The organism is Nocardia sp. NPDC058058, assembly GCF_042885355.1.
GTDB lineage: Bacteria > Actinomycetota > Actinomycetes > Mycobacteriales > Mycobacteriaceae > Nocardia.
Genome location: NZ_JBHVSA010000002.1, coordinates 170,292 through 183,407 on the forward strand (window position 1 = coordinate 170,292; position 13,116 = coordinate 183,407).

At 67.1% G+C, this 13,116-nt stretch carries 12 protein-coding genes; all 12 read right to left on the reverse strand.

Features of this window, described 5'->3' with window-relative positions; genetic code table 11:
- Positions 1 to 9 precede the first annotated feature (9 nt).
- Positions 10 to 894, reverse strand: coding sequence for a PTS sugar transporter subunit IIA (locus ACFVUS_RS15950; RefSeq protein ID WP_387766061.1), 885 nt, complete (start codon positions 892 to 894; stop codon positions 10 to 12).
- Positions 895 to 953: 59 nt separating this feature from the next.
- Entirely contained in the window at positions 954 to 2,720 is a 1,767-nt protein-coding gene (locus ACFVUS_RS15955) for an AMP-dependent synthetase/ligase (protein ID WP_387766064.1), read from the reverse strand.
- 130 nt (positions 2,721 to 2,850) lie between these two features.
- Positions 2,851 to 3,687 (reverse strand): SDR family oxidoreductase, encoded by an 837-nt coding sequence (locus ACFVUS_RS15960; RefSeq protein WP_387766067.1) that lies wholly within the window; start codon positions 3,685 to 3,687, stop codon positions 2,851 to 2,853.
- A 31-nt stretch (positions 3,688 to 3,718) separates the two neighbouring features.
- Complete coding sequence (locus ACFVUS_RS15965) at positions 3,719 to 4,597, reverse strand: alpha/beta fold hydrolase (protein ID WP_387766070.1); 879 nt, start codon at positions 4,595 to 4,597, stop codon at positions 3,719 to 3,721.
- The gene (locus ACFVUS_RS15970; RefSeq protein WP_387766073.1) at positions 4,594 to 5,859 is read right to left on the reverse strand and encodes an acyl-CoA dehydrogenase family protein; all 1,266 of its coding nucleotides are present in this window, start codon (positions 5,857 to 5,859) and stop codon (positions 4,594 to 4,596) included. Before ACFVUS_RS15970 ends, ACFVUS_RS15965 begins: the two co-directional genes overlap by 4 nt.
- A gap of 19 nt (positions 5,860 to 5,878) precedes the next feature.
- The gene (locus ACFVUS_RS15975) at positions 5,879 to 6,757 is read right to left on the reverse strand and encodes an SDR family oxidoreductase (protein WP_387766076.1); all 879 of its coding nucleotides are present in this window, start codon (positions 6,755 to 6,757) and stop codon (positions 5,879 to 5,881) included.
- Positions 6,758 to 6,798: 41 nt separating this feature from the next.
- Positions 6,799 to 7,662: a MaoC/PaaZ C-terminal domain-containing protein gene (locus ACFVUS_RS15980; protein ID WP_387766079.1), complete on the reverse strand. Its 864-nt coding sequence runs from the start codon at positions 7,660 to 7,662 to the stop codon at positions 6,799 to 6,801.
- A gap of 1 nt (position 7,663) precedes the next feature.
- Entirely contained in the window at positions 7,664 to 8,101 is a 438-nt protein-coding gene (locus ACFVUS_RS15985) for an SRPBCC family protein (protein WP_387766082.1), read from the reverse strand.
- Between the two features lie 53 nt (positions 8,102 to 8,154).
- Positions 8,155 to 9,360, reverse strand: a complete 1,206-nt coding sequence (locus tag ACFVUS_RS15990) for a lipid-transfer protein (RefSeq protein WP_387766085.1) — start codon at positions 9,358 to 9,360, stop codon at positions 8,155 to 8,157.
- A gap of 178 nt (positions 9,361 to 9,538) precedes the next feature.
- Positions 9,539 to 10,183, reverse strand: a complete 645-nt coding sequence (locus ACFVUS_RS15995) for a TetR/AcrR family transcriptional regulator (protein ID WP_387766088.1) — start codon at positions 10,181 to 10,183, stop codon at positions 9,539 to 9,541.
- A 36-nt stretch (positions 10,184 to 10,219) separates the two neighbouring features.
- Complete coding sequence (locus ACFVUS_RS16000) at positions 10,220 to 11,491, reverse strand: MFS transporter (RefSeq protein ID WP_387766091.1); 1,272 nt, start codon at positions 11,489 to 11,491, stop codon at positions 10,220 to 10,222.
- A gap of 91 nt (positions 11,492 to 11,582) precedes the next feature.
- Positions 11,583 to 12,956: an FAD-binding oxidoreductase gene (locus tag ACFVUS_RS16005; protein ID WP_387766094.1), complete on the reverse strand. Its 1,374-nt coding sequence runs from the start codon at positions 12,954 to 12,956 to the stop codon at positions 11,583 to 11,585.
- Positions 12,957 to 13,116: the final 160 nt, after the last annotated feature.

Here is a 13,116-nt window from a genome sequence, read left to right on the forward strand (position 1 = left end):
CTCGCCTTCCTACACGTCGAAGAGTTCGCGAAGCCTGCGGTCGACTTCGGCTGTGCTGGTGAAGTTCTCCACGACCTCCACCGGAATACCGACATCCCCCAGCGTTTTCGCGATCTCCCCCGAGGTGAGGATGGCGACGGCCTCACCGGCCTTGCCCTTGGCCGAAATGGTGTCGGTCGCTTCGACATTCACGTAGGGCGACCATTTCCAGCGGCTCAGCACTTTTTCGAGCGTGCTCTTGAGGAACAGGCTGGTGCCGACGCCGTTCCCGCACACGGTGAGGATCTTGACCGGGCCGGTGGAGCCGCTTCCCCTCGTCATCCCGGCATGTTCTTGGCCGGGATCCACTGCGTCAGGGTGGATTCCGGCCAAAGACGCGCCGGAATGACGGAGGGGATCTTCCTTCACCTCGGCCGGGACGACGGACGGCATGGTCCCCTCCGCCGCGTCCTCCCCCGCGATCAACGCGCGCAACTCCCGGGGTGTCGCCACCGCGCGCAGGCGTTCATCCGCACCGGCTTCCAGCAGCAGCCGGGCCAGCGCGGCCATGGCATCGGTGTGCACCCCGGAGTCGGTGGCCGCCAGCGCGACCACCAGATCCACCGGATCGTTCGGACTCCCGAAGGCGACGGGTTCACGCAACCGCACCCACGACATACCGGTGCGCTGCACCGCCGGTGAGGGCCGGGCGTGCGCGAAGGCGAACCCGGGCGCGATGACGATGTACGGCCCGTTGTCCTCGACATTGCGGATCATCTCATCGGTGTAGTCGGCCGTGGCCACACCGGTGGCGGTCAGCAAACTACCGGCGGCGGCAATGGCCGATCGCCAGTCCTCGGCGGGCACATCGAGTTCGATCGCGTCTTCGGGGAGCAGATCCGACAGCGATGTCATGCCGCGATCGTCGCACGAACCGACCGTCAGTTATCTTTTGGCACACCGTACGGCCGGAATCACTCGTACAGCGCCTCGATCTCGGCCGCGTACTTCGCCGCGATCGGCTTGCGCTTGAGCGACATCTTCGGGGTCAGCTCATCGCCGCCCGGCTCCCAGGTCACCGGCAGCACCGTGAACTTCTTGATCTGCTCGACGCGCGCGAGCCGCTCATTGGCGGCCGCCACCCCCGCCTCGATGACCGCCAGCACGCCCGGATCGGCGGCGAGCACCGCGGGCGCGGCATCGGGCAGCCCGTGCTGTGCGGCATAGGCGGCGCAGGCATCCGGATCGAGGGTGAACAGCGCCGTCACGAACTTGCGATTGTCACCGATGGCGATGGCCGCGCCCACCAGCGGGCAGCTGACCTTCACCGCCCCTTCGATATTCGACGGCGACATATTCTTGCCCGCCGCGTTGATGATGAGTTCCTTCTTGCGATCGACGATGCGGATGTATCCGTCCGCGTCGATGGTCCCGATATCGCCGGTGTGCATCCAGCCCTCGGCGTCGATGGCCTCGGCGGTCTGCACCGGATCATGCCGGTAGCCGCGCATGATGAGCGGTCCGCGCACCAGCAGCTCCCCATCCTCGGCGACGGTGACCTCGGTACCCGGCAGCGCCGTCCCGACCGTGCCGATCCGAATGCCGCCGGGCCGGTTCAGCGTGGCGGCGGCCGAGGTCTCGGTCATCCCCCAGCCCTCGTACACCGGAATGCCAAGTCCCAGAATGAAAGCCATGGCATCGGGCGCGATGGGCGAGGCCCCGGTGATGGCCGCGCGCACCTGATCCAAACCCATTCGCGCGCGCAGCGTGCTCAGCACCAGCCGTTCCGCCGCCTCATGCTGCCAGCGCAGCGCGAGCGGAATCGGCCGTCGATCCGAATTACGCCGCGCCACCTCGATTCCCACGCCGATGGCCCAGCCGACCAGTGCCCGCTTGACCGAACTCTCCTGCGCCACAATGTTTTCGATACCGGCCTTGAGCTTGTACCAAATGGCGGGCACCGCCAGGAACAGCGTCGGCCGCACCTCCGGCAGCGTGGCGACGAGCTGTTTCGGATCGGCCACGGTGGTGACCTGAACACCCTCGATGAGGTTGTTGTAATGCCCGAAGGCGCGATTCGCCAGATGCGCGTCGGGCAGATACGAGATCACCCGATCCTGCGGCCGCACCTCGAAAACCCCATCGACAGCGGAGAATTCGGCCAGCATATTGGCATGGGTCAGCTCGACGCCCTTGGGCGGCCCGGTGGTGCCGGAGGTGTAGACCAGCGTCAGCAGCGAATCCGCTCGCACCGCACGCCAAGCCGCGTCGAAGTCGAAGTCGGGCGCGGGCAGTTCAGCGACCTCGCCGAGGGTGTACCCGCCCTCGACCGGCCCGTCGACACAGATGAAATGCTCCACCCGCCCGTCGATATTCGCGGCCCGCAGCTTGTCCAGGAACTGCGTCTCGGTCACCACCACCCGATTGCCCGCATTGCCGAACAAATGCGAAACCTGTTCCGCGGTAAAGGTGTTGTAGATGGAGAACGGTGTGGCACCGGTATGCAGCACCGCCGTATCGGCGAGATGGAATTCCGGCACATTGGTGAGCATGATCGCCACCGTGTCCCCGGCCCGCACCCCGAGCGCGGTGAGTCCGGTCGCGAGCTTGCGCACCTGTTCGGCGTACTCGTGCCAGGTGTAGCTCGGTGTCCCGCCCGGACCGCGCAGCGCCACCTGATCCGGATGCCGTGCGGCGGTGGCTTGAAATGCCGCGCACAGACTGTTGGGCTGCTCGGTCAACGGTGCTCCATTCCTGACACGGCCATGCTGATTCGATTGTTCGCGCCGTGAGCGCGGTGATCATTGATCCGATGCGCCCGGTGGTTGGCCGGAGCCGCCGAACGCGAGTGCGTGTGCCGCCGAGCGCGATTCAGTCGAGCCCGCGCGCACGCTGTTCATAGGCGCGGCGCGCGTCCTGATCCACCTCGTCGAGGAAGACGTGCTCCAGGCCGAATGCCCGGCCCAGCGCCTCGCTGGCCCGGCGCGGCATGTAGTGCTGCGAGGCCACCAGCAGTCCGGCGAGCCGGGTGACCGCCACTCGCCGCCGCGGCTGCGCGATGAGCTTGGCGACCGCCTCGGCGATATCCCCGGGCTCGGCGTTCTTCAGGCCCTTGGCACCCTGCGTGCCCGCGATGAGTTCGGTATTGGTGAAGGTCGGCAGCACCGAACAGAAATGCACCCCGGACTCGTGATATTCCAGGCGCAGGGTGTCGGTGAGCGCCAGCACCGCCGCCTTGCTGGCGCAGTAGGTCGCCAGCCCGGGCGTGGTCGCCTCGCCCGCCAGCGAGGCGATATTGATGACGGTTCCCTTGCCGCGCGGCAACATTCGCTGTGCGGCGAGCTTGCTGCCGAGCGCGACCCCGTACACATTGATATCCAGAATGCGCCGGGTGACCCGCTCCGGCTCCTGATCGAAGGCCCCCGCGGGCATGATCCCGGCATTGTTGACCAGCACGTCGACCGGTCCCAGCCGCCGCTCCACCTCATCGAGGAAGGCCGAGAACCCGTCCGGATCGGTGACGTCCAGTTTCCCGAACACCTCCAGCCCGAGTTCGGCCCCCGACTCCTTCACCTTCGCTTCGTCCACATCCCCGATGGCGACCTGCGCGCCCAGGTCGCGCAGGCGGCGGGCGGTCGCGAGACCGATACCGCGCGCGCCGCCGGTGATGACCACGACTTTGCCGGAAATCACGGTTGCCAGAGTCATTTCGTCTCCTCGATGCCGGAGCTGGGTTGTGTCATCCAGCGTGCTCCCGATGGCCGCCCGCGCGGGCCAGAATGTCCAGCACGAGCCGGGTCACGTTCTCGGGCTCGTCCAACTGCGGGCAGTGGCCGGCCCTCGGCAGCACCACGAGCTCACTGCCGGGCAGCAGGGCGTGCAGTTCGCGGCTGGCCCGCACCGGGATGATGCGGTCCTTACCGCCGTGCACCACCAGCACCGGGCAGGAGACGGTGAGATCCCCGTGCCCCGCCGGATGTTCGCGGGCGTATCGGATGGCGTCCCGGCCGCGTTCGGCGGCCGCGGCCATGGTCGGTATCGACCGCACCGCCGTGGCGACGAATTCCGGGTCGGCGGCGTAGCCCGGCCCGTAGATGAGCTTGTCGACTCCGAGCCGAACCACACTGTGCACCAGTCGATCCGGCACCGGAAGTCGGGCGGCGATATCGAACAACCGGCGGTATTCGCCGTACCGCACCAGGCGAGCGGGGAGGTGCCGGGCCAGGAGCGGTTCGTCCAGGGTGACGACCGCCCGTACGCGCCCGGTCCTATCCCGCGCCGCCGCGTGCACCGCGGTCGCCGCCCCGAGCGAATTCCCCACCAGCACAACGGGTCCGTGTGCACCGATGATCGCGTCGGCGAAGGCGTCGAACTGCGGTGTCAGCGCCCCGGGTCGCCGCGGATCGGCCAGGCCGAAGCCGGGCAGATCCACCGCGATGGCGCGCCGCCCGGCCGCCGCCAGCCGGTTCAGCACGCCGCGCCAGGTGTCGGAGCTATCGCAATATCCGTGCAGGAGAACAACTGTCGGCCCCGTCCCGGCGACCGACAGTTCCCGCGTCCGAACCCCGGCGTACTCCCGCGCGGCCTCGATCACCACGCTGTGATCGGAGCCGGTCATCGCCCGAGCAATCCCTTCGCCACATGCGTGACCTGGATTTCATTGCTGCCCGCGTAGATCATGAGCGACTTGGCATCGCGCGCCAGCTGCTCCACGTGATACTCGGACATGTAGCCGTTCCCGCCGAAGAGCTGCACCGCCTCCATGGCGACATCGGTGGCGGTCTCCGAGCAGTACAGCTTCATGGCCGAGGCCTCCGCGAGCGAGGGCTGCTTACCCGCGCGACCGCGTTCGAGCACGCTGAACACCATGTTCTGGATATTGATGCGGGCGATCTCCATCTTCGCCAGCTTCAACTGCACCAGCTGGAAACGGCCGATCTCCTGGCCCCACAGCTTGCGGTTCTTCGCGTAATCCAAACAGAGCCGGTGACATTCGTTCACGATGCCCAGCGCCATGAAGGCGACGCCGACGCGCTCGGCGGTGAAACTCGTTCGGGCGCTTTCACGTCCGTCACCGCCCTTGTGCTCCTCGGTCTCACCGAGCAGGCGATCCTTGGACAGCCGCACATTGTCGAAGAAGAGCTCACCCGTCGGTGAGGCGTGCAGACCCATCTTCTTGAACGGCTTGCCCTGCGCGAAACCCTCCATACCCTTGTCGAGTACGAAGGTCAGCACCTTGCGATCGCGCTTGTCCGCGCCGTCGCCCTCGTCGAGCTTGGCGTACACGACCACCACATCGGCGAACGGGCCATTGGTGATGAAGGTCTTCTGCCCGTTGAGGATGTAGTCCTCACCGTCGCGGCGGACGTAGGTCTTCATACCGCCGAAGGCGTCCGAGCCCGAGTCAGGTTCCGTGATCGCCCATGCCGCAACCTTTTTCATGGTCACGATATCGCCGAGCCAGCGTTCCTTCTGGGCCAGGGTGCCGCGCGACATGATGGTGGTCGCGCCGAGACCGATGCTGACGCCCATGGCGGTGACCAAACCCATGCAGACGCCGGAGAGTTCGGCGATGAGCACCGCCATCATCGACTCCTGCCCGGCGAACGGGCCACCGTCGCCGGACTTGCGTTCCTTCTTCTCCGGCAGCGGTTCTCCGGCGGCGAGCGCTTCTTCCCGCTTACGCTGCTTGGCCAGCAGTTTCTCGATCGACTCCGCGCCCAGCACGTCGATGCCGAACTCGCTGAACAGCTTCCGGATGATCGGGTACGGCGACACCTCGCCGCTGTCCAGGCCGTCCAGGTGCGGGCGGATCTCCTTGTCGATGAAACCGCGTACCGCCGAGCGGATCAGTTCATCGGTCTCGGACCATTCGAACATCGTTGTTCTCCAAGGGGTCTCAGGGCAGGCGGGCGGCGATATCGTCGACCAGCCACGGTCCTTCGGTTTCGATGGTCTTCACGTCGTGCCAGCCCGCGAGTTCGGAAATGGCGCCGCCCTGAACGGCGAACACCTTGCCGTTGATCGGGCACTTCTCGGTGGCCAGGTACGCCACCAGCGGGGAGATATTGGCCGGGCTGAAGGCGTCGAAATCGCCCTCCTCCACGGCTTCGGCCTCGGCGGCCATCATCGCGCCCATACCCGGCGTGGCCAGGGTGAGCCGCGTACGGGCAATGGGCGCGATGGCATTCACGCGCACGCCGTAGCGGGCCAGCTCATCGGCTGCCACCAGGGTGAGCGCGGCGATACCGGCCTTGGCCGCACCGTAATTGCCCTGTCCGGCGTTCGGCACGGTGGTGCCCGAGGCAGAGGCGGTATTGATCACCGCGGCATTGGGCTGATTGCCCGCCTTGGACTGATCTTTCCAGTACGCGGCGGCGTGATGCAGTACCGCCGCATGCCCCTTCAGGTGCACCGCGACCACCGAATCCCACTGCGACTCATCCATGCCCGCGATGAAGGCATCGCGCAGGATGCCCGCGTTGTTCACCACCACATCGAGTCGGCCGAACTCCGAGATCGCCTGCTCGACAAGCTCTTTCGCGCCCGCCCAGTCCGCCACATTGCTGGTGTTCGCGATCGCGCGCCCCCCTGCGGCGACGATCTCGTTCACCACCTCCTGCGCGGGCCCGGAGTCCGCGCCCTCACCGGAATTGCTGCCGCCCAGATCGTTCACCACGATGGCCGCGCCCTCGCGCGCGAACAGCAGCGCGTGCTCACGGCCGATACCGCGGCCCGCGCCGGTGATGACGGCGACCCGTCCTTCCAGTGCTCCCATGTCCTACTCCCTTGTGGATTCGAAAAGTCTTGTGCCCGAACTCAGTCGGCGATGACGGCGAGGCCGTCGGTCAGTACCAGGTCGCCACCGCGCCCGGTTTCGAAGGCATAGGTGGTCTCACCGTTCCCGGCGCTCTTGCGCCAGATGCGGGTCTCCAGGTCGTCACCGGGGAAGACCATCTTGGAGAAGCGCACGGCGAAGCGGCGCAGCCGGCCGACATCCGAACCGGCCGTCTCGGTGAGCACCGCCCACGACGACATGGCCATGGTGCACAGCCCGTGCGCGATGATGCCGGGCAGACCCGCGTCCTTGGCGACCTGCTCGTCCAGGTGCAGCGGCACCGGATCGCCCGAGGCGGGCGAATACCGGTACGTCTGATCCAGATCCACGTGTGCGGGGACCGCGAACAGCGGCGGCTGTTGCGCCAGTTCGGGATCGAACCGGTGCGACGGCGCACCGTCGCCGACCTTGGGGCCCGCGTTCACATTCCGGAAGAATGCCGTCAGGTACTGCTCGTTGACGAGCTCACCGTCCTGCGCCCGGCATTCGATGAGGATGGTGATGGTCGAGCCATTGTCCTTCCCCTCGAAGCCGATGGCCTTGGCCCGGGACACCAGCTGATCGCCGGGGCGGATCGGCCGGTGGAAGTGGAAGTCCTGCTCGCCGTGCACGACCCGGCCGAAGATATCCATCGGCACCACCTCGAGCACCGGCATCATCATGGCCTCGAAGACCGGGACGATGCCGAAGATCGGTGATGCGACAGCGCCTTTGAGGTGCGCCTCGATGGGATCATTGGTGGCGGCGGCGTATTCGGCGATGCGCTCGCCGGTGACCTCGAAGGGTTCCTCATCGCTCCAGACATTGAGCCCGGAAGCGTTGAATTCGACTGCGCTGCCGCTCATCTCAGGCCGCCGTCGCCAGCGCGTCGAGCGCGGTCAGCGTCTTGTCGAGCTGGTTCAGGCCGTCCTTCTCGACCGCCTTGCCGAGTGCGCCCTTGATGAGCGCGCCCTCGAAGTCACCGGAGACGGAGAACTTGCTGCCCGCGCCCTCGGGGGTGATGTCGAAGGCGAACTGCACCTTCACGCCCGCCATGCCGGTTCCGCTGAGTACCAGGCGATTCGGGGTGTCGACGCTCTCCACCACCCATTCGATCTTGTTGGCCATACCGAGCATGAGGATCTTGGCGACCAGCTTGGAGCCGGGGGCCAGCACGGCGGGCGGCTCCTCCATCCAGCGCTCGTGGATGGAGAACCACTTGTCCCAGGTCTGCGGGTCCGAGACGACCGCCCACAGGGCGTCGGGGGTGGCGTTCAGGTCCTTGCTGGCTTCGATATGTCCCATGAGAGTGCTCCTCGTCGAGTCTTGTGGTGAAAGTTGTTCGGTGACAGCGAAATTCAGCGGTCGGCGCGCTGGTAGGCCGTGATGACCGCCGCGCCGCCGAGGCCGATATTGTGCTGGAGCGCTGCGGTGACGTTGTCGACCTGACGCTTGTCGGCGGTGCCGCGCAGCTGCCAGGTGAGTTCACTGCACTGCGCCAAACCCGTTGCGCCCAAAGGATGTCCCTTGGAGATGAGCCCGCCGGACGGGTTCACCACCCACTTGCCGCCGTAGGTGGTCTGGCCCGCGTCGATGAGCTGACCGGCCTCACCCTCCTTGGCCAGGCCCAGGGCCTCGTACAGCAGCAGTTCATTGGCGGAGAAGCAGTCGTGCAGCTCGATGACCTGGAAGTCCTCCGGGCCCAGGCCCGCCTGCGCGTAAACCTTCTCGGCGGCTTGCACATTCATGTCGTAGCCGATGAGGTTCTTGGCGCTGCCGTCGAAGGTGGACTGGAAGTCGGTGGTCATGGTCTGCCCGACGATCTCCACCGCCTGCGCCGCCAGATCGTGCCGCTCCACGAATTCCTCGCTGGCCAGAATGGCCGCGCCGGAACCGTCCGAGGTGGGCGAGCACTGCAACTTGGTGAGCGGGTTGTAGATCATCCGCGAGTTCAGGATGTCGTCCAGCGAGTACTCCTCCTGGAACTGCGCGTACGGGTTGTTCACCGAATGCTTGTGGTTCTTGTAGCCGATCTTGGCGAAGTGCTCGAGCGTGGTGCCGTACTTCTCCATGTGTTCGCGACCGGCCGCGCCGAACATCCACGGGGCCACCGGGAACAGCACCTCGGAGATCTCCGCGAGCGCCATCACATGCTTGGCCATGGGCTGTTCGCGGTCGTCGTAGCTGGAGCCGAGCGAGCCCGGCTGCATCTTCTCGAAGCCCAGCGCCAGCGTGCAGTCCGCGAGACCGCCCCGAATCGCCTGTGCGGCAAGGTAGAGCGCGGTCGAACCGGTGGAACAGTTGTTGTTGACGTTCACCACCGGGATGCCGGTCATGCCGAGTTCGTAGACCGCGCGCTGGCCCGAGGTGGATTCGCCGTATACGTATCCGACGTAGGCCTGCTCGATCTCCCGGTAGTCGATGCCCGCGTCCGCCAGCGCCTTGGTGCCGGACTCGCGCGCCATATCCGGGTAATCCCAGTTGCTGCCGTCCTCGTTCTTGCGTCGCCCCGGCTTCTCGAACTTCGTCATGCCGACGCCGACGACGTAGACCTTGTTCGCCATCGAACTCCTCACATCAGGCCGCCCGCCTTCGGGCCGGTTAGAAACAAACATACAAAGCTGTATGTAAGTAGGCAAGAGGGCAGCGCGAATCGGCAGATGTGCGCACAAGATCACCAGTTCACGCGCGGGGCGCGGAACATACAGGTGAGATGGTGAAAAGCCGCCGGATCCGGACGGATCAGTCGGCGACCGACAGGTCCGGCATGACCGTCTTGGCGACCAGATTCAACTGCGCCGAGGCGCGCTGCCAGCGGCGATGGGCACGCGCCGGATCCGGGGAGATGAAGTTCGTGACCAGAATCCCGCGCAGGGTGTCCATGGCCGTGTACGCGAAATCGCGAACGTTCTTGCGGTGCATCTCATTCGGCACCAGCTGCGCCACCGCCAGCAGCACCGCGTTGTTGACGTACGGCTCGACCTTCTCCATCTCCACCGCCAGCACCGGATCGGTGCGGCTGGCCACCCACAATTCGATGGCCGCGATGAAGAGCGGGCCCTGATGCAGCTCCCACATGAATTCCAGGGCGGTGCCCAGCGGATCGCCGCCCGCGCGCACCCGCCCGATCTCCTGCATGGCGGCCTCGGTCCGGCGTTGCGCCAGGTGACTGATGGCCGCGACCACCAGATCGGTCTTCGATCCGAAGTGATGCACCTGCGCGCCCCGGGTGACCCCGGCCCGTTCCGCCACCCGCGGCGTGGTGGTCCCCGCGTACCCGTACTCGACGAGGCATTCGATGGTGGCGTCCAGCAATCGCACCCGCGTCTCGGCGCTGCGCTGCTCCTGCGTGCGACGCTGCGGCTTCGAGACGGCGGACCTGGTCATACGACGGATATTACACTTACATACACCCGTGTATGTTCACTGCCCGATTGCGGCGGACCTACCGCTCGGTACCGAGCCCGCCGCCGAGCGCCGCGCGATGGCCACGGTCGCGGTGAAGAGCAGGGTGCCCAGTACCGCCAGCCCGGCCCCGACCACCGCGGGCGCGGTGTAGCCCAGACCCGCGGCGATGACCAGACCACCGAGCCACGCGCCGGCGGCGTTGGCGATATTCAGGGCCGCGTGATTCAGTGCGGCGGCCAGGGTCTGGGCATCGTGGGCGACATCCATCAGCCGGGTTTGCAGGCCCGGGCCCAGGGCCGCACCCGATGCGCCGATGAAGAAGGCGCCGATGGCGGCGGTGAACGGATTGTGTGCGGCGGCAACGAAAGCCGCGAGGATGACGACCATGGACAGCAGGGCGATGAAGATCGAACGGTCCACGCCGCGGTCGGCGAGGATGCCGCCGAGGATATTGCCCGCCACCATGCCGAGGCCGAACAGCGCCAGCACGATCGGGACGAAACCGACCCGCATTCCGGAGACATCGGTGAGGGTGGTGGTGATGTAGGTGTACACGGCGAACATGCCGCCGAAGCCGACCGCGCCGACGACCAGGGTCAGCAGTACCTGCGAGCGGCGCAGCGCGCCGAGTTCGGTGCGGGGGTCGGTGAGGCGAATTCCGTGCAACTCCGGCACGAACTTGAAAATGGCGGCGATGGTGGCCAATCCGATAATCGTCACCACCACGAAGGCATCGCGCCAGCCCAGATGCTGACCCAGCCAGGTCGCGGCGGGAACGCCGACGACATTGGCGGCGCTCAATCCCAGCATAACCGCGGCAACCGCCTTGGCTCGCTGCCCCACCGGAGCGAGTGAAGCCGCCGCCAGCGAAGCGACACCGAAGTACGCGCCGTGTGGCAGGCCCGAGATGAAGCGTGCGGCGGTCAGCGTCGCGAAGGTCGGCGCGATCACGCTCGCGGCGTTACCCACGCTGAACGCGACCATGAGCGCGATCAACAGCTTCTTGCGCCCGACCCGTGCGGCCATGGCCGCGATCACCGGCGCGCCGACCACCACGCCCAGCGCGTACGCCGAAACAATGTGTCCCGCAGTGGGTTCGGAGACGCTCATATCGTCCGCGATATTCGGCAGCAAACCCATGGTGACGAATTCGGTGGTGCCGATGCCGAATCCGCCCAGCGCCAGCGCCAGGATCGCCGCCACCGGCCAGCGCCGCGCGGCGACCACCGAGTCCACCGGTTCAGGGGCCTCGACGGTCGCGTCCACGCCGGGTACAGAATTCGCCATGAAATTGCGCAACACCCACCGGCCCATCCCCCATCCCGATTTCGCCGTGACTCCCCTCACGACCGGCCCGGCTCGAGTATGGCGTCGCGGCTCAGACCGGGATCGGGAAACCGCTTCGAATGGTGCCCTGTTCGTTGTAGCGCCGTTTGATCGAGCGCAGGCGGGACAGGGTTTCCGGATCGAAGGCGGCGGCCGCCGAATCACCGGCATCCAGATAGGTGAACGGTTTGCGGCCCGAGACATGTGAATGCAATGCCGTGGTGATCGCCACCTGACGCTCGGCGACGGCCGCCGCGTGCTCGGGTGTCGGGGCCGGCCCGAGCATGGACAGCAGATAGGGCTCGCGAATCCCGGCGGCGGCGCCCGCATCCGCGCGCGGGCGATACAGCGCACCACCCAGGTGCCGGACCTGCACGAGCGCGAGCGGCGCGATCGAGCGTTCCGGGCCGGGCGCGGCCGCCGCACCCGCCATGGCCGGGCCGAGCAGCACCTCGGTGACGTGCGGGGAGAAATCGGTGAGCAGTTCGGCGCGCACCCGGGCCGGGCTCGGCGCGGTCGGCTCCATGCAGATACCGCCCAGCTCGGTCACATCCAGGGGTCGCCGATTGTCCAGCACCACACCGGGAATCGCCTCGAACCGATGCAGCGGTCCGGTAATCCCCTCCACCCCAACCACATCCACCGCGATCATGACCCGGCCCCGCAGTGGTTCCGGCACCTGCGGAAAGTCCGGGAACCGCACCAGTGTCACCCAGATGCTCAGTCGCTCATCGGCTTCCGCCGTCGCCGCCCGAAACGCAGCGAACACCTCCGCGGCCCGCTCGGCATCCCACAGCATGCGACCGCCGTACAGCGGTCCGGTCTCGAAGAGCTCGAACTCCAGCCCCGTCACCACCGCGAAGTCCCCACCGCCGCCGCGCAACGCCCAGAACAGCTCCGGATCCGATTCGGCGGTCACCCGCATCCGAGTGCCGTCCGCCAGCACGACCTCCGCCGCCCGCACCGCGTTCGCCGCGAATCCCCTACTGCGCGCGAACCATCCGAGCCCACCTCCGAGCGTGTACCCGGTAACCCCCACCACCGGTGAACTCCCCACCGCACCCGCCAGCCCGTACGGCGCGGTCCGCTCCGACAGCGCACCCCATCGCACCCCGGCCCCCACCCGAGCCGTCCGAGCCCCGGCATCGACCGCGATATCGGCGAGTCCGCCGGTCTTCACCAGCACCGTCCCATCCGCCGCCGCCGAAGCCCCGTGCCCCGTCCCCTGCACGCTCACCGCCACCCCGAACTTGCCCGCGTACTCCACCACGGCCGCCACATCCGCAGCGTCCGCGACCTCCACCACCGCCGAAACCCGCTGCTCCACAGCCACATTCCACGGCGTCCGCGCCCCGTCGAACTCCTCATCCCCCGCCACGAGCACCCGCCCGCGCACCACCCGCCGCAAATCGTTCCCGATACCCACCACAACTCCTACTCGCCCGCCAACCGGCCCATCCTCCCCCGCCATTCATGAGAGTTTCATGACCCCAAAAGAGTTGGTCACGGGAAAAGGCCCGGAAAACAGTTCGGGCACCCGCGCCGCCTTGATGGCGGGGACAGGTGCCCGGAATGCGTGGGGGCGA